At 71.0% G+C, this 19735-nt stretch carries 20 protein-coding genes; 14 read left to right on the forward strand and 6 right to left on the reverse strand.

The features are described 5' to 3' along the window. The first annotated feature begins 277 nt into the window (after window positions 1-277). The 6 genes from ACZ6NZ_RS29520 to ACZ6NZ_RS29545 all read left to right on the forward strand — a co-directional run bounded on the left by ACZ6NZ_RS29520 (window position 278) and on the right by ACZ6NZ_RS29545 (window position 5790). Window positions 278-562, forward strand: coding sequence for a GlsB/YeaQ/YmgE family stress response membrane protein (locus ACZ6NZ_RS29520; protein WP_465861170.1), 285 nt, complete (start codon window positions 278-280; stop codon window positions 560-562). An 871-nt stretch (window positions 563-1433) separates the two neighbouring features. After that, window positions 1434-1718 (forward strand): GlsB/YeaQ/YmgE family stress response membrane protein, encoded by a 285-nt coding sequence (locus ACZ6NZ_RS29525; protein WP_357357297.1) that lies wholly within the window; start codon window positions 1434-1436, stop codon window positions 1716-1718. A 251-nt stretch (window positions 1719-1969) separates the two neighbouring features. Continuing rightward, window positions 1970-3256, forward strand: a complete 1287-nt coding sequence (locus tag ACZ6NZ_RS29530) for a sugar ABC transporter substrate-binding protein (RefSeq protein ID WP_465861171.1) — start codon at window positions 1970-1972, stop codon at window positions 3254-3256. Next, on the forward strand, window positions 3253-4239 hold the full coding sequence (locus ACZ6NZ_RS29535; RefSeq protein WP_465861172.1) for a carbohydrate ABC transporter permease: 987 nt from the start codon (window positions 3253-3255) through the stop codon (window positions 4237-4239). Before ACZ6NZ_RS29530 ends, ACZ6NZ_RS29535 begins: the two co-directional genes overlap by 4 nt. Next, window positions 4236-5066 carry a carbohydrate ABC transporter permease gene (locus ACZ6NZ_RS29540; RefSeq protein WP_238678492.1) on the forward strand — a complete coding sequence of 277 codons (831 nt, stop codon included), beginning with the start codon at window positions 4236-4238 and terminating at the stop codon, window positions 5064-5066. Before ACZ6NZ_RS29535 ends, ACZ6NZ_RS29540 begins: the two co-directional genes overlap by 4 nt. Before the next feature lie 82 nt (window positions 5067-5148). Beyond that, on the forward strand, window positions 5149-5790 hold the full coding sequence (locus ACZ6NZ_RS29545; RefSeq protein WP_465861173.1) for an MOSC domain-containing protein: 642 nt from the start codon (window positions 5149-5151) through the stop codon (window positions 5788-5790). A gap of 84 nt (window positions 5791-5874) precedes the next feature. Here the strand turns inward: ACZ6NZ_RS29545 and ACZ6NZ_RS29550 are convergent, their stop codons facing one another. Together ACZ6NZ_RS29550 and ACZ6NZ_RS29555 are read right to left on the reverse strand one after the other, a co-directional pair. Beyond that, complete coding sequence (locus ACZ6NZ_RS29550) at window positions 5875-6777, reverse strand: phytanoyl-CoA dioxygenase family protein (protein WP_091409805.1); 903 nt, start codon at window positions 6775-6777, stop codon at window positions 5875-5877. 221 nt (window positions 6778-6998) lie between these two features. Beyond that, on the reverse strand, window positions 6999-7859 hold the full coding sequence (locus ACZ6NZ_RS29555) for a hypothetical protein (protein WP_465861174.1): 861 nt from the start codon (window positions 7857-7859) through the stop codon (window positions 6999-7001). Window positions 7860-8172: 313 nt separating this feature from the next. Here ACZ6NZ_RS29555 and ACZ6NZ_RS29560 point away from each other — a divergent pair, with 313 nt between their 5' ends. Continuing rightward, window positions 8173-8937, forward strand: a complete 765-nt coding sequence (locus ACZ6NZ_RS29560; protein WP_465861175.1) for an SDR family NAD(P)-dependent oxidoreductase — start codon at window positions 8173-8175, stop codon at window positions 8935-8937. A gap of 65 nt (window positions 8938-9002) precedes the next feature. On the opposite strand, the gene ACZ6NZ_RS29565 is transcribed toward ACZ6NZ_RS29560, so the two are convergent. Further along, window positions 9003-9791: an enoyl-CoA hydratase-related protein gene (locus ACZ6NZ_RS29565; protein WP_465861176.1), complete on the reverse strand. Its 789-nt coding sequence runs from the start codon at window positions 9789-9791 to the stop codon at window positions 9003-9005. A 19-nt stretch (window positions 9792-9810) separates the two neighbouring features. Here ACZ6NZ_RS29565 and hemW point away from each other — a divergent pair, with 19 nt between their 5' ends. After that, a complete protein-coding gene (gene hemW / locus ACZ6NZ_RS29570) occupies window positions 9811-11034 on the forward strand; it encodes a radical SAM family heme chaperone HemW (RefSeq protein ID WP_465861354.1) in 1224 nt (407 codons plus the stop codon). A gap of 67 nt (window positions 11035-11101) precedes the next feature. Here hemW and ACZ6NZ_RS29575 read toward each other — a convergent pair whose 3' ends face one another. Then, on the reverse strand, window positions 11102-11728 hold the full coding sequence (locus ACZ6NZ_RS29575; protein WP_366611940.1) for a DUF4870 domain-containing protein: 627 nt from the start codon (window positions 11726-11728) through the stop codon (window positions 11102-11104). Between the two features lie 225 nt (window positions 11729-11953). Here ACZ6NZ_RS29575 and hrcA point away from each other — a divergent pair, with 225 nt between their 5' ends. From hrcA to ACZ6NZ_RS29590, 3 genes are all read left to right on the forward strand, one after another. Continuing rightward, a complete protein-coding gene (gene hrcA / locus ACZ6NZ_RS29580; protein ID WP_354946410.1) occupies window positions 11954-12976 on the forward strand; it encodes a heat-inducible transcriptional repressor HrcA in 1023 nt (340 codons plus the stop codon). A gap of 75 nt (window positions 12977-13051) precedes the next feature. Further along, window positions 13052-14197: a molecular chaperone DnaJ gene (dnaJ, locus tag ACZ6NZ_RS29585; RefSeq protein ID WP_366612036.1), complete on the forward strand. Its 1146-nt coding sequence runs from the start codon at window positions 13052-13054 to the stop codon at window positions 14195-14197. A gap of 1 nt (window position 14198) precedes the next feature. Further along, window positions 14199-14933: a 16S rRNA (uracil(1498)-N(3))-methyltransferase gene (locus tag ACZ6NZ_RS29590; RefSeq protein WP_465861177.1), complete on the forward strand. Its 735-nt coding sequence runs from the start codon at window positions 14199-14201 to the stop codon at window positions 14931-14933. Between the two features lie 3 nt (window positions 14934-14936). On the opposite strand, the gene ppk2 is transcribed toward ACZ6NZ_RS29590, so the two are convergent. Further along, the gene (gene ppk2, locus ACZ6NZ_RS29595; protein ID WP_465861178.1) at window positions 14937-15848 is read right to left on the reverse strand and encodes a polyphosphate kinase 2; all 912 of its coding nucleotides are present in this window, start codon (window positions 15846-15848) and stop codon (window positions 14937-14939) included. Window positions 15849-15920: 72 nt separating this feature from the next. After that, the gene (locus ACZ6NZ_RS29600; protein WP_366611943.1) at window positions 15921-16682 is read right to left on the reverse strand and encodes an SDR family NAD(P)-dependent oxidoreductase; all 762 of its coding nucleotides are present in this window, start codon (window positions 16680-16682) and stop codon (window positions 15921-15923) included. 97 nt (window positions 16683-16779) lie between these two features. On the opposite strand from ACZ6NZ_RS29600, the gene ACZ6NZ_RS29605 reads away from it, so the two are divergent. The 3 genes from ACZ6NZ_RS29605 to ACZ6NZ_RS29615 all read left to right on the forward strand — a co-directional run bounded on the left by ACZ6NZ_RS29605 (window position 16780) and on the right by ACZ6NZ_RS29615 (window position 19723). Next, entirely contained in the window at window positions 16780-17139 is a 360-nt protein-coding gene (locus tag ACZ6NZ_RS29605) for a histidine triad nucleotide-binding protein (RefSeq protein ID WP_088988083.1), read from the forward strand. A 26-nt stretch (window positions 17140-17165) separates the two neighbouring features. Then, window positions 17166-18533 carry a serine hydrolase domain-containing protein gene (locus tag ACZ6NZ_RS29610; RefSeq protein ID WP_465861179.1) on the forward strand — a complete coding sequence of 456 codons (1368 nt, stop codon included), beginning with the start codon at window positions 17166-17168 and terminating at the stop codon, window positions 18531-18533. A gap of 131 nt (window positions 18534-18664) precedes the next feature. Further along, window positions 18665-19723, forward strand: coding sequence for a PhoH family protein (locus ACZ6NZ_RS29615; RefSeq protein WP_465861180.1), 1059 nt, complete (start codon window positions 18665-18667; stop codon window positions 19721-19723). The last annotated feature ends 12 nt before the right edge of the window (window positions 19724-19735 follow it).

A 19735-nucleotide genomic window follows, 5' to 3' on the forward strand; every position in this document is an offset into this window, starting at 1 on the left:
CTGCGGTGCGGCGCGTGTGGCCGGCCGTGCGGTGCGGCGCGTGTGGCCGCCGGCGCGGATTTTTTTCCGATCTCTGCCGTAGGCCCGCGGGGCCGAGGAGATGGGCTCCTACCTGTGTGGACACGCGCCCGCGTCAACCGACGCACCTCCGAAGCATTGACGACTGGCGTTGTCTATTGAGGTGAGTCGGTTTGGGCTTTCGGTGGGTCGGGCACTTAGCGGTCACGACAGGAAGCACACACCTCGTGTGTCAGACATTCTTTGAAGGAGGGCGACCGTGGAGTTCACCGTGTGGGGCATCATCACTGCGATCGTTGTTGGTCTCATCGTCGGCGCGCTCGGCCGCCTGGTCGTCCCGGGCAAGCAGAACATGCCGATCTGGCTGCACATGCTGATCGGTATCGGCGCGGCCCTGCTGGGCACCGTCCTGGCGCGCGCCATCGGCATCGCGACCGAGACGAGCGGTGTCGACTGGGGCGAGCTGCTGGTGCAGGTCGTGATCGCCGCGATCGCCGTCGCGCTGGTGGCCGGTGTGGGTGGCCGCCGCCGCGTGACCCGGTAACACCAGCAACCTGTAGTACCGCAACACTTTCGAGGGGCGCTCGGCCATCAGGTCGGGCGCCCCTCGGTGCGTCAAGACTCGATCGACGGGGATCTGATCCCGCGAATAGCTGCGTCCGATCAGGCCGCAGCGTCGTCCAGCCCACCCCGGCGCCACGTCCTACGGCTCTGTCCGGCGCCACGCCCTGCGTCCTGTGTCCGGCGCTGCGTCCAGCGCCTCTGTCCGGCGCCACGCCCTGCGCCTCTGTCCGGCGCTGCGTCCAGCGTCCTTTGTCCGGCGCTGCGTCCAGCGTCCGGCGCTGCGTCCAGCGTCCTTTGTCCGGACGCCACGTCCTGCGCCGCCGAGTCCGGGTGCCCCGTCTAGCGCCAAGATCGTGCTCGATCCTGGTTGTAGTGGCTTCCACCTGGCCGCGATGCCACTACAACCAGGATGTAGCGCCATCCCGGGTGCGATACACGACGGGCGCACCGGCGCGTGAGCGCGAGGCGCCGTTGAAGCAGTACCGCGGAGTCACGGAACCCTCCAACCCGCCGATCTTGCAGTTTCTGCTGCGACATCCCGGTCATCCCACTCCTATCGACCACCGAAAGTGCAAGATCGGCGCGGGCGCGGGCGCGGGCGCGGGGCGCGGGGCGCGGGCGCGGGGCGCGGGCGCGGGGCGCGGGCGCGGGGCGCGGGCGCGGGGCGCGGGCGCGGGGCGCGGGCGCGGGGCGCGGGGCGCGGGGTGGGGGGTGGGTCTCGTGCCGTTGTTCATCAAGTCGTGATCGTTTGGGTCGTGTAGTCGGTTTGGAATTTTGGTGGGTAGGGCAATTAACGGTCACGACAGGAAGCACACGCACCGTGTGTCAGACATTCTTGAAGGAGGGTGGCCGTGGAGCTCACCGTGTGGGGCATCATCACTGCGATCGTTGTTGGTCTCATCGTCGGCGCGCTCGGCCGCCTGGTCGTCCCGGGCAAGCAGAACATGCCGATCTGGCTGCACCTGCTGATCGGTATCGGCGCCGCCCTGCTGGGCACCGTCCTGGCGCGCGCCATCGGCATCGCGACCGAGACGAGCGGTGTCGACTGGGGCGAGCTGCTGGTGCAGGTCGTGGTTGCCGCGATCGCCGTCGCGCTGGTGGCCGGTGTGGGTGGCCGTCGCCGCGTGACCCGGTAACGACCTGGCATCATCTGGCGCCACAGCACCACCGGTAGGACAGTACGACTGGAAAGAGCGCCCGGCCGAGAGCCGGGCGCTCTTTCGTGCTGATAGGCCCGACTTTGGCCGGATGTTGGAGTGCCGGTCGTCGGGCCGCTGCGGTACGGTCGCCACGCTTCGGCCAGTCCCACCCACTGTCGTAAAGGAATTCTCCGTACTAGGGTGCGGCGGAGAAGGTTAGTTCCAGGCGGCGCGAGGGGAGAAGTGGCGTGAACAGGTGGAAGCGGCTGGCCCCGGTCACCGCCATGGTGGCCTCGGCCGCGATGGTGCTGACCGGCTGTGGAGGCTCCGGCGACGACGCGTCCGACGACAGCAAGCTCACGGTCTGGATGATGGGTGAGGGCGGGGACGCCCAGAACTCCTTCCTCGACGGGGTCGAGGCCGAGTTCCGCCAGAAGCACCCCGACACCGATGTGGTCGTGCAGTACATCCCCTGGCTGGAGGCGCCCAAGAAGTTCCAGGCGGCGCTCGCCGGCGGTGAGGGACCGGACATCACCGAGCTGGGCAACACCGAGACTCAGGGTTGGGCCGCCCAGGAGGCGCTCGCCGACGTGAGTGGTCGGATGGGTGGCTGGGCCGACGGCAAGGATCTGCTGCCCGACCTGGTGCGCAACGCTCAGCTCGACGGCAAGCAGTACGGCGTGCCCTGGTACGCGGGTGTGCGCGCGATCTACTACCGCACCGACTGGTTCGCCGAGGCCGGCGTGCAGCCCCCGAAGACCTGGGACGACCTGGTCACCGTCGCCAAGGCTGTGCAGGCGAAGAAGAAGGGCACCTACGGCATCGCCCTGCCCGGCAACTCCGAGCTGCCCTTCTACTCCTTCCTCTGGGGTGCCGGCGGCGAGATCGCCAGCAACCAGGGCGGCACCTGGAAGTCCGGTTACACCACCCCCGAGGCGCAGCGGGCCGTCAAGTTCTGGACCGATCTGGTGACGGTGCACAAGGTCGCCCCGCCGGCGGCGGCGGGTTGGAACGAGATCGACGCGCGTACCCAGTTCGCCACCGGCAAGGCCGCGATGGCCTTCGCCGGTAGCTGGCAGCAGGGCGCCATCAAGAAGGACAACCCCGAGATCGAGAAGGTCTGGGGTACGTTCCCGATCCCCGGCCCGGACGGCAAGGCGGCACCCGGTTTCGCGGGCGGCTCGGACGTGGCGATCTGGAAGGACAGCGAGCGGCAGGACCTGGCCTGGGACTACCTGACCGTGCTGCTGAACAAGAAGAACGCGCAGAGCTTCGCCAGCAGCCTCGGCTTCTTCCCGGTCTACCAGGATCTGGTCTCCGGTGGCGCGTACGCGAACGACAAGGTGATGGCGTCGTTCGCCACCACGATGCAGAACACCAAGCTCACGCCGCTCACCCCGAAGTGGGTGGAGGTCAGCCGGACGAAGACGGTGACCCAGGCGATGAACAGCTCGGTCATGAAGGGTCAGAAGACGGTCGAGAAGGCTACCGCCGACGCGGCCGCTGAGATGGAAAGCATCCTCAACGCCAAGTGACCACGCTGACCGAGGTGCCGGAGACGTCCGCCGCGCGGGAGACCCCCGCGCGGCGGCGTCGCCGGGTGGACCGCCTGCCCTACCTGCTGCTCCTACCCGCACTGGTGATCATCGGGGTGCTGCTGCTCTGGCCGCTCGGCCAGGTGGTGGTGATGTCCTTCTACCGGCTGAACAGCGTCCGGCAACTGCGCGGCGATCGGGAGTGGCCGTGGGTGGGGCTCGGCAACTACGCCGACATCCTCTCCGACCCGTTCTTCCTGACCGTGCTGCGCAACACGGTTCTTTTCGCCGCGGCGAACGTGCTGCTCACCATGGTGCTCGGCACTCTGGTGGGGTTGCTGCTCAACCGGCTCGGTCGAAAGATGGCGACGTTCGTGGCCAGTTGCGTGATGCTCGCCTGGGCCACCCCGGCGCTGACCGGCACCATCGTCTGGAAATGGATCTTCGACGACACGAGCGGCCTGGTCACGTGGCTGTTCAACGCGCTGCCGGACGGGCTCTCGACCAGCCTGTTCGGGCGCAGCGACTGGACCGGTTACGGCTGGTTCAACTCACCGCTGCTGTTCTTCGCCATCCTCACCCTGGTGGTGGTCTGGCACTCGTTCCCGTTCATCGCGGTGAGTGTGCTGGCCGGTCTCAAGAGCGTGCCGAGCGAGTTGCACGAGGCGGCCCGGGTGGACGGCGCCAGCCCGTGGCGGGTCTTCTGGAAGATCACATTCCCGCTGCTGCGGCCGGTCTTCGGGATCCTGATCGTGCTCTCCACCATCTGGGACTTCAAGGTGTTCACCCAGCAGTTCGTGCTGGCCGGCGGCACCCAGGACCGGCCGACGTTCATGCTCGCCATCTACTCGTACGCCGAAGCCTTCTCTCCGCCGCCCAAGTACGGACTCGGCGCTGCCATCGCGGTGATCCTCACGCTGATCCTGCTCGTGGTCACCGGCTTCTACGTGCGGATGGTGCTCAGGCAGGAGGACGAGTCGTGAAGAAAATCGCCCTCAACGGCGCCGGGCTGCTGGTCGCGCTCTTCGCGGCGTTCCCCGTCTATTGGATGATCTCCACCTCGCTGAAGCCGAGCAACGAGATCTTCTCGGCCACCCCGCAACCGGTGCCGACCCATCCGACGTTGGCGCACTACCGGGAGATCCTGACCGGCAACCTGATCCCCGGCGTCAGCTTCCTGGACTTCTTCCTCAACAGCGCGCTGGTCGCCGTCTCCACTGTGGTGCTCAGCGGCCTGGTGGCGTTGCTCGCCGCGACCGCGGTGGCCCGGTTCCGCTTCAAGCTGCGGACCAGCTTCCTCATCATGCTGCTGGTGGTGCAGATGATCCCGCTGGAGGCGTTGGTCATCCCGCTGTTCCTGATGATCCAGCGGCTCGGGCTCTACAACACCCTGCCCAGCCTGATCCTCACGTACCTCGGATTCTCGCTGCCGTTCGCGGTCTGGATGCTGCGCGGCTTCGTCGCCGCGGTGCCGAAGGAACTGGAGGAGGCGGCGGCGATCGACGGGGCCAGCCGGGCCCAGATCTTCCGCCGGGTGCTCTTCCCGCTGGTCGCGCCCGGCCTGGTGGCAACCAGCATCTTCTCCTTCATCACCGCGTGGAACGAGCTGATCTTCGCGTTGACGTTCATCAACGACCAGGGCAGCTACACCCTGCCGGTGGCGATGACCTTCTTCTTCGGTCGGGACGACACCAACTGGGGGCCGGTGATGGCCGCGTCCACCCTGTTCACCCTGCCGGTCATCATCTTCTTCCTGCTGGTGCAGCGGCGGATGGTCTCCGGCCTGGTCGCCGGCGCCGTCAAGGGCTGAACCCGCGTCGGGAGAGCTGGGCGGTGCCGAGCCCGAAGCCGGGTGGACTGCTCGGCGGCGGACCGCCACTAGGCTGGCGGTCATGACGGGCAGGGTGGCAGCGGTGAACCTCGGCATCGTGACCGAGGCGGGGTGGGCCGGCGACGCGAGCGGTCGCAGCGGCATCGACAAGCGGCCGGTGGACGGCCCGGTGTCGGTGCTCACCGGCGGCCTCAGCGGCGACTTCATCGGCGAGCGGGCCCATCACGGAGGTCCCGACCAGGCGGTCTACGCCTACGCGGAGGAGGACGCCGCGTGGTGGGCGACCGAGCTGGGGCGGGAGATCGGGCCCGGAGGCTTCGGCGAGAACCTGACGACGTACGCGGTCGACCTCACCGGCGCGGTGATCGGTGAGCGGTGGCAGGTCGGGTCTGCTCTGCTCCAGGTCACCAAGCCGCGCACCCCCTGCACCACCTTCGCGGGGTTCTGGGGCGTACCGGATCTGATCAAGCGGTTCACCGTCCGGGCGTCGCCCGGGGCCTACCTGCGGGTGCTGCACGAGGGGGAGGTCGGCGCGGGCGACCCGGTGGAGGTGGTGGACCGGCCGGCACACGGCGTGACCATCGGCGAGGTGTTCCGGGCGACCAGCCTGGAACCGGAACTGCTCCCTCGGTTGCTCGACGCCGAGGAGCTGCCGGAGTCGATCCGGGAGAAGGCCCGGCGACGTCTCGCCGCGCGGGGCTGAGAAGCCGCGCCGACCGCCGCCGACACGTGGAGCGGCCCCCTGCCAACGCTCAGCGTGACAGGGGGCCGCTCGACGGGCAGAGGATCAGCGGAGCCAGGGGATGTTGCGGTCGAGCAGACCGCGCTCCTTGAGCTCCTTACGCAGCGGGATCTCGTCGTCGACGTACCCGTCCCAGTTGATGCCCCAGTAGTTGGCGGTGTGGGTGCCCTCACCGATCAGCTGGCGCTGCACCGGGGTGCGGTTGCGGTACCACTCGCCGTTCACGTCGGGGTGCAGCTCGTCCAGCGGACGGATCCACCGGTAGGTGTAGCCGACGAAGAGCATCTTGCGGGTGATGGTCGACAGGTTCGTCGACCGCGAGTGCCACTGCCGGCGGTCGAAGATGAAGGCGTCGCCCGGGTTGGCGGTGATCTCCACCGTGCCCTCCGGGTCGGGGTTCTGCACGGTCAGGTCCGCCGGCCGGGGCAGCGAGTTCTTCAGGTGGCTACCCGGGATGACCTTGGTGGCGCCGCGGCCGGTTTCGGAGAGGTCCGACAGCACGTACGCGACCTTCAGCGAGAACATCGGCCGAGGCAGGTTCGGGTCCATCGTCTCCGGGTCGGAGTTCTGCCGGTACCCGTCCTGGTGCCAACCCCAGTACGGCTTCTCCGGCTCGGCGGCCGGCGGGGTGACGTCCAGGTGGTTGTGGTGCGTGTAGATGTTCCAACCGGCCAGCCCCCACATGTACGGGAAGGCGATCGGGTGGGTCAGCAGCTCACCGAAGAGCTCGTCCCGCTCCAGGAAGCCCAGCAGGTGCAGGGTGCCGTCCTTCTTGGTGGTGCCCTTGGCCTGCTCCTCCGCGTAGACGCGGTCGACAGCCGCCTCCAGCGCCGCCCGGTGGTCCTCCGTCAGGACGTTGCGCAGCAGGAGGAAGCCCTGCTCGTGGAACTCCTTGCGGTCAGTGTCGCTGATCGGTTCGTAACCGGTCCGGTCGCCGTAATCGAACACCGCGTCGTACCCCTCCCCATGAGGTGAAACCTTTTCTGGCACAGGCCGCCGATCGTAACGCGGCGGTCCAGGCGTCGGGGAGGGCGTGGTGCGGGATTGGGCCACGGTGGGACCCCACGCAGCGAGAGAAACGCACAGAGTGAGATTTGCGTGATCAATAGTGCGATTGAATGCGCATTGCCCGATTGTGCGGTGACTGCCGGTTAAGAGATCCGGGTCGGTCAACCCTCGTTGAACACCTCGGCGACCACCTGGCCGGCCGAGTTCTGTTTCGCGTCCACCCGGCCCCACGAGCCGCCGCGGGCGGTCCACTCCAGGTCGCCGAAGCGGACCCGCTTCACGCCGTGGTCCTGAGCGTGCGAGACCAGCCAGTGCGCGTACCGCCAGCCGTCGCGTTGGTCGCCCGGAGTCACCGCCAACCCGGTCTGGTCGGTCGGGTCGGTGCCCTTGAGCCCCCAGTCCAGCACGAGGTTGCGGGTCAGTTGCGCGACCGCTTCCGCGCCGTGCATCGCCGGTGTGCGCCCCACCGTGCAGGCGACCGCGCCGCTGGCGTCGCCGAGCAGGGCCCGGCTGAGCACCTCGGAATCGTCGGCCCACTTCTGATACGCCTCGGGGAACGCCGAGCGCTGAACCCGCTGGGCGGCGTCGGTGACGCGCATCTTCTCCCAGCCACGCACTTTCTTGAGGGCCGCGTAGAACCGGTTCGCCGCGTACCGAGGGTCACGGATCTGTGCGGGGGTGCCCCAGCCTTGGCTCGGCCGCTGCTGGAACAGGCCGACCGAGTCGCGGTCGCCGTCGGCGAGGTTGCGCAGCCCGGACTCCTGGTACGCGGTGGCGAGCGCGACCACGACGGCCCGCTCGGGCATTCCGCGCTTCGCGCCGATCGCCGCGATGGTCGCCGCGTTGGCCATCTGGTCGGCGTCCAGCGCGACACGTCCGTCGGCCTGCACGGTGCACTTGCGTGCCACCAGCGGCAACCTGAGGTTGTCGCCGACCTGTCGTACGACGAGCCAGATCGCGATCACGGCGACGAGGATGAGCACCACTCCACCCGCCACGGTTGCCCGAGTTCGCACCCACACCCCCAGATCGACAGTCCGACAAGCGTACGTCCCCGCAGGCCCCTTCCGGGTCGTCCGAGCGGTTCGGGCCCGGCTTGGCCGGCTCCGACCGGTTCGGTGCCGGCTCCGCTGCCGCGTACCGGTTGGCGACGTTCCCGCTCCGGTCGCGATCTCACCTGCCACGCCACTCCGACACGCAGGGCTGTCGTGCGCGTCACCGGGTAGGCGACATCGGGAAGCGATTGACCGGTCAAAGGCTTAACTCGATTGACATGTCAATCCGACCTACCGCCGCAAAGCCGGGCGCGTTGGTCATTGAACGAGGAGGAGTTCCATGGGAACGCTCGATGGCAAGGTCGTGCTGATCACCGGCACCGGCGGGGGTCTGGGCCGCGTCGCGGCGCTGACCTTCGCCCGCGAGGGCGCGAAGGTCGTCGGGGCCGACCTCCAGGTCGCCGGTAACGACGAGACCGTCGCACTCGTCCGGCGAGCGGGCGGCGAGATGACCGGCATCGCGCCGGTCGACCTCACCGACCCCGAGCAGGTACGCAAGCTCGTCGACGACGCCGCGGCCGCCTATGGCGGGCTCGACGTGGTCTACAACAACGCCGCCGCGCTGCGCTTCGGCCCGATGCCCGACTACTCCGTGCAGGACTGGCGCTACACCATCACCGGAGAACTCGACATTCCGTACTTCGTGTCGAAGTTCGCCTGGCCGCACCTGGTCCGACGGGGCGGCGGTGTCATCATCAGCGCCGCCTCCATGGCCGGAATGATCGGCGGCCACGTCCCCCCGATGGTCGGTCACACCGCCGCGAACGCCGGCATCATCGGCATGACGCGACAGCTCGCCCTCGAAGGCGCGCCCCACGGCATCCGCGCGGTGGCGGTCAGCCCCGGGCCCACCCTCACCCCGGCCAGCGAACGCGACCTCGGTGACAACCAGGAGGCGCGGGACGCCATCACGGCCAAGACGCTGCTCAAGCGCTTCGCGCGCCCCGAGGAGGTCGTCGAGCTGGTGGTCTTCCTCGCGTCCGACCGGGCGTCGTACATCACCGGGGCGAACTACCCGGTCGACGGTGGCGCGACCGCCTGGTGACCCGAACCCCGCTGACCGGACCGGAGACCGGGGCGCCGCCAACCGCAGGCGGCGCCCCTCAGGCCCTAGTCGGACAGGGCGGGCACCCATCGGGCCGGCCGACGTTCACGGAACGCGGAAACCCCCTCGCGCCCCTCGTCGGAGAGGAAGTAGCCGGTCGAGACGGCGGAGAGCCGGGCCAGATCGGCCCGCAACTCGGCGGTGCCGGGTCGCCGCAGCAGCTCCTTCGCGCCGGCCAGCGCACCGGGCGCGCCGCGCACCAGCGAGTCGCAGTAGGCCCGTACCGCGTCGTCCAACCCGTCCGCCGGGACGGAGGCCGTCACCAGGCCGACCTCGGCGGCCCGGCGGCCGTCGAAGGTGTCCCCGGTCAGGTACAGCTCGGCGGCGGCGCGCGGGTGCAGCCGGGGCAGCACGGTCGCCGAGATCACCGCCGGGATCACCCCGATGCGGACCTCGGTGAACGCGAAGGTCGCCTCGTCGGCGCAGACCGCCAGGTCGGCGGCGGCGATCAGGCCCAGCCCGCCGGCCCGCGCCGGCCCGCCGACCCGGGCCAGCACCGGCTTCGGGCACTCCCAGAGCGCCGCCAGCACGTCACCCAGCATCCCGGCCGGCACCGTCCCGCTGGCGTACGCCGCGGCGGTCTCCTTCAGGTCCGCGCCGGAGCAGAACACCGGACCGGCGTGGTCGAGCACGATCACTCGCACCGTCTCGTCGGCGACCGCGTCCGCCAGCCCGGCCAGCAACTGGGTCATCAGGGCGGTGGAGAGGGCGTTGCGGTTGTGCGGGCTGTCGAGGGTGAGGGTGGTCACCCCACGGGCCGTGGCGACCCGCACGAGGACGTCGGGAGAGGTCATGCCGGGCACACTAGTGGCCATGCCCGGCGTCCTTCCAGATGGTGAGACCGTCCCCGTCGACGGATCGTTGCCCGCCACCGCCACCGAGACGGTCGGCGCGCGCGGCTTCGGCGTGTACGTGCACGTGCCGTTCTGCGCCAGTCGCTGCGGATACTGCGACTTCAACACCTACACCGCGGCCGAGCTGGGCGGCGGCGCGAGCCGCGAGGGGTACGCGGACACGGTGCTGGCCGAGCTGAGGCTCGCCGCCCGGGTGCTCGGCGACACCCCGCCGCCCCGGGTCGACACCGTCTTCGTCGGCGGCGGCACGCCCACCCTGCTCCCCGCCGACGACCTGGCCCGCATCCTCGACGGCATCGACAGCACCTGGGGGCTGGCCGCCGACGCCGAGGTGACCACCGAGGCCAACCCCGAATCGGTCACCCCGGAATCGTTGAGGCTGCTGCGGGCCGCCGGCTACACCCGGATCTCGCTGGGAATGCAGTCCGCCTCCCCGGGGGTCCTGGCGATCCTGGATCGCCAACACAGCGCCGGCCGGGCCACCGCCGCCGCCCTGGAGGCGCGCGACGCCGGGTTCGAGCACGTCAACCTGGACCTGATCTACGGCACCCCGGGGGAGCGTCCCGAGGACTTCGCCGCCTCGCTGGAGCAGGTCGTCGCCGCCGGGGCGGACCACGTCAGCGCGTACGCCCTGATCGTCGAGGACGGCACCCGGCTCGCCGCCCGGATGCGGCGCGGCGAGCTGGCGTACCCCAGTGACGACGTGGCCGCGGACCGCTACCTGGCCGCGGAGGCCGCGCTCGACGCGGCCGGGCTCTCCTGGTACGAGGTCTCCAACTGGGCCCGCACCGAGGAGGCCCGCTGCCGGCACAACCTGCTCTACTGGACCGGCGCGGACTGGTGGGGGCTGGGGCCGGGGGCGCACAGCCACGTCGGCGGGGTCCGCTGGTGGAACGTGAAGCACCCCTCGGCGTACGCCAAGCGGTTGGCCGCCGGGGAGTCTCCCGGCCTGGCCCGGGAGGTGCTCACCGTCGACGAGGCGCACATGGAGGACGTGATGCTCCGGCTGCGGTTGGCCAGCGGTCTCCCGCTGGAGGTGCTCGACGCGGCCGGGCGGGCCGGCGCCGAGCGGGCCCTGGCCGGCGGCCTGCTGGCAGCCGACGAGTACGCCGCCGGCCGGGCGGTGCTCACCCTGCGGGGGCGGCTGCTCGCCGACGCGGTCGTCCGCGATCTGCTGTCCTGAGTGGCCCACCGCCGCCCGGACCGGGACGACGGTGAATCGGGCCGGCCGGGGGAGCGGCCGGCCCGGTTCACTTGATGAAGTTGGCGGTCATCGGGTAGCGGTACGGGGTGCCCTCGTTGGCCTTGATGCCGGCGATGATCCCGAACAGGATCTGGATCACCACGACGGCGATGCTGGGCAGGAAGAGCAGGCACCAGCTCACGAAGAGCAGCACGAACGCGATGATCGACCAGAGGATCTGGAAGTTCAGGGCGGCCAGGGCGTGCGCCCGGACGGTCGGCGACTGCTGGCCGCGGGCCAGGTAGGCGACCAGCGGTGCGACGAAGCCCAGCGGACCGAAACTGACCAGCGCGCCGAGCGCGCCGCCGAAGTGCGCGACCAGCGACCAGGTCTTGTCCTCGTTGTTGGCGTAGCCACCGCCGGGGCCGCCGTAGGCCCCACCGGCCGGGTAGCCGCCGGGCGGGGGATAGCCCCCCGGCGGGGGATAGCCGCCTGCCGGAGGGTAGCCGCCTGACGGCGGTTGGTCACCGGTGGGCGGCGGATAGCCACCGGCCGGGGGATAGCCGGCCGGGCCGGGCGCCCCGGACAGTGGTGCGGTGGGCGGCTCGGCCGACGGGTACGGCCCGGGGGAGGTGGGCTCCGGCGGGTAGTTGCCGGGGTCGCCCGACCCGGGAGGGCGAGGAGGTTCAGTCATGGATGTCACGGTAGGTGCCGGTGGCAACGCCGCACCAGAGCGACTTCGCCTCGTCGTGCGGGCCGTTCGGCTCGACGGGGTGTCGGGGGCCGCACCGAAGGGTGTCCGTTGATCATCGCGTCGGCGGGCCCGCCGACGTAGACTGGCACTCGTTACAGTCGAGTGCCAGGACGGCCCGGCCGGCCCAGAGAGCCGGCGGCCGACGTGCGACAGGAGGTGCGGAGGATGGGTCTCGACGACCGGAAACTCGCCGTGCTCCGCGCCATCGTCGAGGACTACGTCTCCACCCAGGAGCCGGTCGGCAGCAAGGCGCTGGTCGAGCGGCACCAGCTCGGGGTCTCCCCGGCCACGGTCCGCAACGACATGGCCGTGCTGGAGGAGGAGGGCTACATCCGGCAGCCGCACACCAGCGCCGGCCGGGTGCCCACCGACCGCGGCTACCGCCTCTTCGTCGACCGGTTGTCCCGGGTCAAACCGCTCAGCCCGGCCGAGCGCCGGGCCATCGAGCGCTTCCTGGTCGGCGCGGTCGACCTCGACGACGTGGTGCACCGCACGGTGCGGTTGCTCGCCCAGCTGACCCGACAGGTCGCCGTCGTGCAGTACCCGAGCCTGGCCCGCTCCTCGGTGCGTCACCTGGAGCTGGTGCCGATCTCCACCACCCGGTTGATGCTCGTCATGATCGCCGACACCGGGCGGGTGGAGCAGCGACTCGTGGAGCTGCCCGGCCCGGTGCCCGCCGACGACGTCACCGACCTGCGCCGACTGATCAACGAGAAGCTCGCCAACGCCCGGCTGTCCGAGACGCCCCCACTGGTGCAGGCGCTGGTCGAGGAAGCGCCGACCGGCCTGCGCCCGACCATGACCACGCTCGCCACCGTCCTGCTGGAGACGCTCGTCGAGCGGCACGAGGAGCGGATCGCGCTCGCCGGCACCGCGAACCTCACCCGCGGCGGCCTGCTCGACTTCCAGGGCTCCCTGCGGCCGATCCTCGAAGCACTGGAGGAGGAGGTCGTGCTGCTCAAGCTCATCGGTGAGACCGAGCCGAGCACGACCCGGGTGCTGATCGGCGACGAGAACGAGTTCGACAACCTGCGAGCCGCCTCGGTGGTCAGCACCGGGTACGGCCCGGGCACCACCATCCTGGGCGGCCTGGGGGTGCTGGGGCCCACCCGGATGGACTACCCCGGCAACATCGCCACGGTGCGCGCCGTGGCACGCTACGTGGGCGAGTTGCTGGCCCAGAACTGATTGGTCAGGGCCGATGCGGCCGGCTGCGGCCGCCGACCGGCGCAACGCGAGACGAACATGAGGACACGGAACGCAGTGGCCAGGGACTACTACGGCATTCTCGGTGTGAGCCGGGAAGCCTCCGACGACGAGATCAAGCGCGCCTACCGCAAGCTGGCGCGCCAGTTCCACCCGGACGTCAATCCGGACCCGGAGGCTCAGGAGAAGTTCAAGGACATCAACGCCGCGTACGAGGTCCTCTCGGACGATCGGAAGCGGCAGATCGTCGACCTGGGTGGTGACCCGCTCGCCCCCGGTGGCGGCGGCGCCGGCGGCCCGGGTGGCCCCGGAGGCGCCGGCCCGTTCGTCGGTTTCCAGGACATCATGGACGCGTTCTTCGGCGGTGCCGGAGGTGGCGCCCGTGGCCCACGGCCGCGTACCCGCCCGGGGGCCGACGCGATTCTGCGGCTCGAACTCGACCTGCACGAGACGGCCTTCGGCGTGGAGGCCCCGATCACCGTCGACACCGCTGTGCTCTGCACCACGTGCTCCGGTGCCGGCACCGCCGCCGGCACGCACCTGGCGACCTGCGAGGCGTGCGGTGGCCGGGGCGAGGTGCAGTCGGTGCAGCGCACCTTCCTCGGCCAGGTGGTCTCCGCCCGGCCGTGCACCGTGTGCCAGGGCTACGGCACCACCGTCCCGCACCCCTGCCCCACCTGCGCCGGCGACGGCCGGGTGCGGACCCGCCGTTCGCTGACCGTCAAGATCCCGGCCGGGGTCGAGGACGGCATGCGGATCCGGCTGGCCCAGCAGGGCGAGGTGGGCCCCGGCGGCGGCACCGCCGGCGACCTCTACGTGGAGATCCACGAGCGCCCGCACGACGTGTACTCCCGCAAGGGCGACGACCTGCACTGCAGGGTCACGGTGCCGATGACGGCGGCGGCGCTGGGCACCCGGCTGACCATCAAGACGCTGGACAGCGAGGAGACCGTCGACGTCAAGGCCGGCACGCAGCCGGCCAGCACCCTGCGACTGCGCGCCCGGGGCGTGCCGCACCTGCGCGGCACCGGCCGGGGCGACCTCTACGTCCACCTGGACGTGCGAACGCCGACCAAGCTCGACCCGGACCAGGAGAAGATGCTGCGCGACTTCGCCAAGACCCGGGGCGAGGAGGTCGCCGAGCTGTCCAAGCAGGGCGGCTTCTTCTCCCGGATGCGCGACGCGTTCAACGGGCACGCCTGAGGTGTCCGCACCGCTGTTCCTGGTGGAGGCGCTGCCCACCGGCGACGCGCTGACCCTGGACGGCCCGGAGGGGCACCACGCCGCCACCGTGCAGCGGTTGCGCGTCGGCGAGGAGTTGCTGCTCGCCGACGGCCGGGGCGGCACGGCCGCCGCCGTCGTCACGGCCGTCGGCCGGGGCACCCTGGAGGTCACCGTCACCTCCCGGGGGTACGCGGACGCGCCCGTGCCCCGACTGGTGACGGTGCAGGGCATCGCCAAGGGCGACCGGGGTGAGCTGGCCGTGCAGGCGATGACCGAGGTCGGGGTGGACGAGATCGTGCCCTGGGCGGCGTCGCGTTCGGTGACCCAGTGGCGCGGCGACCGGGGCGTACGCGCCCGGGAGAAGTGGGTGGCCACCGCACGGGAGGCGGCCAAGCAGGCCCGCCGGCCGTGGCTGCCGGTGGTGGCCGGTGCGCCGGACGAGTCCACCGCCACCGTCGTCCGTCGGATCGCCGGTGCCGCCGCCGGATTCGTGCTGCACGAGGAGGCCGACGACCGGCTCACCACCGCCGAGCTGCCCTCCACCGGCGAGATCGTGCTGGTGATCGGCCCGGAGGGTGGCATCGCCCCGGCCGAGTTGACCGCCTTCGTCGAGGCCGGCGGGCGACCCGTACGCCTCGGGCCGGCCGTGCTGCGCACCTCCACCGCCGGGGTGGCGGCCCTCAGCGTGCTCGCCGCCCGCCTCGGCCGCTGGTGACCGTCAGGGCCTCGGGAACACCGGCACCACCTCTTCCTCCGGCCCCAGGTCCAGCCCGGCGTTTCCGATGATCTGCGGGTCCGGCGTGCCGACCACCTCGGGGTCCTTGCCGGCGTAGTCGAAGCGGTTCAGCACATGCCGAATCGCCTCGAGCCGGGCCCGCTTCTTGTCGTTGCTCTTCACCACCGTCCACGGCGCGTCGGCCGTGTCGGTCCAGAAGAACATCGCCTCCTTGGCCTCGGTGTAGTCGTCCCACCGGTCGAGTGAGGCGATGTCCATCGGGGACAGCTTCCACTGTCGGACCGGGTCGACCTGACGGATCGCGAACCGGGTGCGCTGCTCGTTCTGGGAGACGGAGAACCAGAACTTGACCAGCCGGATGCCCGAGCGCACCAGCATCCGTTCCAGCTCCGGGGCCTGCCGCAGGAACTCCAGGTACTCCTTGCGGCTGCAGAAGCCCATCACCCGCTCCACGCCGGCCCTGTTGTACCAGGAACGGTCGAACAGCACGATCTCGCCGGCCGCCGGCAGGTGTGCCAGCCAACGCTGGAAGTACCACTGGGCGGCTTCCCGCTCGTCCGGCTTGGCGAGCGCCACCACCGACGCGCCACGCGGGTTGAGGTGCTCCATGAAGCGTTTGATGGTGCCGCCCTTGCCGGCCGCGTCCCGGCCCTCGAAGAGGATCACCAAACGCTCACCGGACTCCTTGATCCAGTCCTGGAGTTTCAGCAACTCGATCTGGAGCAGCCGCTTGTCACGGTCGTACTCGTCGCGGTCCAGCCGCTCGTCGTACGGGTAGTCCTCGCGCCAGGTCTCGACGGGGGTGCCGTCGGGGCGGAGCAGGACAGGGTCGTCGTCGTGGCCATTGGCCACCCGGTAGTCGGCGGTGAGGTCCAGCAGCGCGGAGTCGGCCATGTCGGTGGGACTTACCCTCCCGCGACCCGCCAACCACCTCCCCGGTCGGGTGATCTGCGGACGGGGTGGACCTCAGCTGCGCAGGTAGGAAGCGCCGTTGAGATCGACGATCGTGCCGGAGGCCCACTCCGCCTGCGGTGAGGCGAGCCAGTGCACGGCGGCGGCGATCTCCTCCGGTCGGCCCACCCGGTCGAACGGGCTCTGCGCCCGGATCGCCGCGCCCTGCTCGCCGTGCAGGTACTCGGTGACCATGTCGGTCGCCACGAAGCCCGGCGCGACGGTGGCGATCGTGATGCCGTAGGGCGCCAGCGCCACGGCGAGGGACTGGCCCAGCGCGTTGAGCCCCGCCTTGCTGGCCCCGTACGCCGGCTGGTGCGGCTCGCCGCGGAACGCGCCACGGGACGAGACGTTGACGATCCGCCCGCCGCGTCCGCGCATGTGCTGGGCGGCGCACCAGATGGCGTTGCCGGCACCGGTCAGGTTGGTCTCCACCACCTGCCGCCAGCGCTGCTGCCACTCCTCGTACGACGCGCCGAAGATCGGGTGCGGGTCGTCGCGATCGCCGTACGTCCCGGCGTTGTTGACCAGCACGTCCAGCCCGCCGAGCAGGTCGGCGGCCCGGTCGACCATGACCCGGACCGCGTCCGGATCGGTGAGGTCGGCGCGGACCACCACGTGCCCGGTGCCCGGCAGCTGCGCGCGCAGCTCCTCGGCCGCGTCGGCGGAGTCGCGGTGGTGGATGGCCACCCGGTCGCCGCCGGCCGCGAACGCCTCCGCCACCGCGCGGCCGATCCCGCGCGAGGCCCCGGTCACGAGTACCGCCCGATCCGTCATGCCGGTCATCCTGCCTCAGCGTGCCCTGCCCGCGGACAGTCCGGTGGCGGTCGCCGCGCCGGAGCGTCCCCGGCCCGTCGGTCCCTACACTGCTCCGATGGGATCCGACTGCCTGTTCTGCCGCATCGTCGCCGGGGAGATCCCGGCCACAGTGGTCCGGGAGACCGACACCACGCTCGCCTTCCGCGACATCGACCCGAAGGCGCCGGTGCACGTCCTGGTCATTCCGAAGGAGCACTACGCCGACGTCGCCACGCTCGCCCAGGGCGACCCGGCGCTGGCCGCCGACGTGCTGGCGACGTCCGCCGCCGTGGCCGAGGACGAGGGGCTGCTCGGCGACGGTTTCCGGCTGATGTTCAACACCGGCGCGTACGGCGGGCAGGAGGTGTTCCACGTGCACGCGCACCTGCTCGGTGGTGCGCCGCTCGGCCCGATGCTCGCCCGGGACCTGGCGTGACCCCAGCGGCGGCACCTGGCTCTGGGGTGGATGAGCACCTGGCCCGGCTGGTCCGGCGGGTGCAGGCCGAAGCGCGGGTGCCGGCGGTCTCCGCGGCGCTGCACCGGGCCGACCGACCGCTCTGGAGCTGCACCGTCGGCGAAACCGGCACCGACAACCCCCTGGGCGCGGGCACCCAGTTCCGGATCGGCTCGATCACCAAGACGTTCACCGCGGTGCTGGTCCTGCAGTGCCGCGACGACGGGCTGCTGGACCTGGACGACCCGGTCGGCCGGCACCTGGACCTCCCGGCGCACGGCGAGCTGACCGTACGCCGGCTGCTGTCGCACACCGGTGGCCTGCAACGCGAGCCGTTCGGCGACGTGTGGGACAGCCTGCGCGCACCGGACGACGACCAACTGGTCGCCGAGCTGGACCGGGCCGAGCGGGTGCTGCCGACCGGCCGGAGGTTCCACTACTCCAACCTCGGCATGGCCGTGCTCGGCCAGCTCGTCGCCCGGCTCCGCGGCGGCAGTTGGGCGCAGGCGCTCACCGAACGGATCCTGACCCCGCTGGGGCTGACCGACACCACGGGGACCCCGCGCCCGACGGCGGCCACCGGGTTCCTGGTCGACGCCTACTCCGACGAGGCGCACCCGGAACTGCCGACCGACTTCGGCGCGGTCGGCCCGGCCGCCCAGCTCTGGAGCACCGCTACCGACATGGCCCGCTGGGCGGCGTTCCTGGCCGACCCGGCGGCGCTGGACCCGGCCGGCGCGGTCCTCGCCCCGGCCACCCTCGACGAGATGCGCTGGCCGCTGACCACCACCGACGAGACGCTCTGGGGCGCGGGCTTCGGGCTCGGGCTGATCCTGATCCCGCAGGGGGAGCGGGTGATGCACGTGGGGCACGACGGGGCGATGCCCGGCTTCCTCGCCGGGGCGTACGGCCGCCGCGGCGGTGACGGCACGCCCGCGGCGATGGGCGCCGCCGTGCTCGGCTCGTCCGGCACGGCGACTGAACTGTTCGACCTGTCGCACCGGCTGCTGGCCGCGGCGGTCGAGCGCGACCCGGCCGAGATCGAGCCCTGGCGACCCGGCGCACCCGCGCCGGCGGCCCTGCGGGGTGCGCTCGGCCACTGGTGGGGCGAGGGTTCCGCGTACGTCTTCTCCTGGCACGACGGCACCCTGCGGGCGCGCGGGGTCGGTGATCCGACCGGACGTCCGCCGGCGATCTTCACCCCGCTGGCGGACCAGCCGGACGTGTTCCGGGTGGTCTCCGGTCGGGAGGTCGGGGAGCTGCTGCGGCTGACCCGGAACGAGGCCGGCGCGGTGGTCCGGATGCACTGGGCGACGTACCGGTTCACCCGCCACCAGGAGACCTTCGACCGGTACGACTTCCGGGCCGGGAGTTGATCGCGGCCAGCGGAAATGGGCGCGATGCGGCCCGCGTTGAACCGATACGATGGGTGTAACGTCCGCACGCCAGGCCAGCAGGCCGGCGCCGAGATCGAGAGCAGGTGGCGCAGGGCCCTTCGGCCCAACCTATGACCGGCACCCCACCTCCCGGCCCGCCCCGGGTGCAGACCAGGATCACCGTGCCCGACCCGAAGATCATGGTCAATCTGCTCGGCGCAGGCGACGAGATCCTCAGACTCGTCGAACGCTCGGTCACCAGTGACGTGCACGTCCGCGGCAACGAGATCACCATCACCGGTGACCCCGCGGACAACGCCCTCGCCGAGCGGGTCTTCAGCGAGCTCCTCGAACTCATCGAGAAAGGCGAGACCCTGACCACTGACGCCGTTCGGCGTACCGTCGGCATGCTCGAGCAGGGCAGCGCCGAGCGGCCCGCCGAGGTCCTGACCCTCAACATCCTCTCCCGACGCGGGCGCACCATCCGCCCCAAGACGCTCGGGCAGAAGAAGTACGTCGACGCGATCGACACGCACACCATCGTCTTCGGCATCGGCCCTGCCGGCACCGGAAAGACCTACCTGGCGATGGCGAAGGCCGTCCAGGCGTTGCAGGCCAAGCAGGTCAACCGGATCATCCTCACCCGACCGGCGGTCGAGGCGGGCGAGCGGCTGGGCTTCCTGCCCGGCACGCTCAACGAGAAGATCGACCCCTACCTGCGCCCGCTCTACGACGCGCTGCACGACATGCTCGACCCGGAGACCATCCCGAAGCTGATGGCCGCCGGCACGATCGAGGTCGCTCCGCTGGCGTACATGCGGGGTAGGACCCTCAATGACGCGTTCATCATCCTGGACGAGGCGCAGAACACCACGCCCGAGCAGATGAAGATGTTCCTCACCCGACTCGGCTTCAACTCCAAGATCGTCGTGACCGGTGACATCACCCAGGTGGACCTACCCGGCGGGACGAGCAGCGGCCTGCGGGTGGTTCGGGAGATCCTGGAAAACGTCGAAGACGTGCACTTCTCCCAGTTGTCCAGCTCCGACGTGGTCCGCCACCGGCTGGTCGGGGAGATCGTCGACGCGTACGCCCGCTGGGACGCCGAGCGGGAGAACCAGCAGGCGCAGGGCGTTCACGCCGTGCCTGGGCGACCCGCCCAGGGCGGCCGGGCCGGCCGCCGCCGCTAAAGCAGAGGAAAG

The organism is Micromonospora sp. NPDC047756, from assembly GCF_055587245.1.

Coding starts and splice junctions, on each gene's coding strand:
- ACZ6NZ_RS29545 (WP_465861173.1), top strand. CDS start 5,149: ATGACGGGCAGGGTGGCAGCGGTGAACCTCGGCATCGTGACCGAGGCG.
- ACZ6NZ_RS29560 (WP_465861175.1), top strand. CDS start 8,173: ATGGGAACGCTCGATGGCAAGGTCGTGCTGATCACCGGCACCGGCGGG.
- ACZ6NZ_RS29565 (WP_465861176.1), bottom strand. CDS start 9,791: ATGACCTCTCCCGACGTCCTCGTGCGGGTCGCCACGGCCCGTGGGGTG.
- hemW (WP_465861354.1), top strand. CDS start 9,811: ATGCCCGGCGTCCTTCCAGATGGTGAGACCGTCCCCGTCGACGGATCG.
- ACZ6NZ_RS29575 (WP_366611940.1), bottom strand. CDS start 11,728: ATGACTGAACCTCCTCGCCCTCCCGGGTCGGGCGACCCCGGCAACTAC.
- hrcA (WP_354946410.1), top strand. CDS start 11,954: ATGGGTCTCGACGACCGGAAACTCGCCGTGCTCCGCGCCATCGTCGAG.
- ppk2 (WP_465861178.1), bottom strand. CDS start 15,848: ATGGCCGACTCCGCGCTGCTGGACCTCACCGCCGACTACCGGGTGGCC.
- ACZ6NZ_RS29600 (WP_366611943.1), bottom strand. CDS start 16,682: ATGACGGATCGGGCGGTACTCGTGACCGGGGCCTCGCGCGGGATCGGC.
- ACZ6NZ_RS29605 (WP_088988083.1), top strand. CDS start 16,780: ATGGGATCCGACTGCCTGTTCTGCCGCATCGTCGCCGGGGAGATCCCG.
- ACZ6NZ_RS29615 (WP_465861180.1), top strand. CDS start 18,665: ATGACCGGCACCCCACCTCCCGGCCCGCCCCGGGTGCAGACCAGGATC.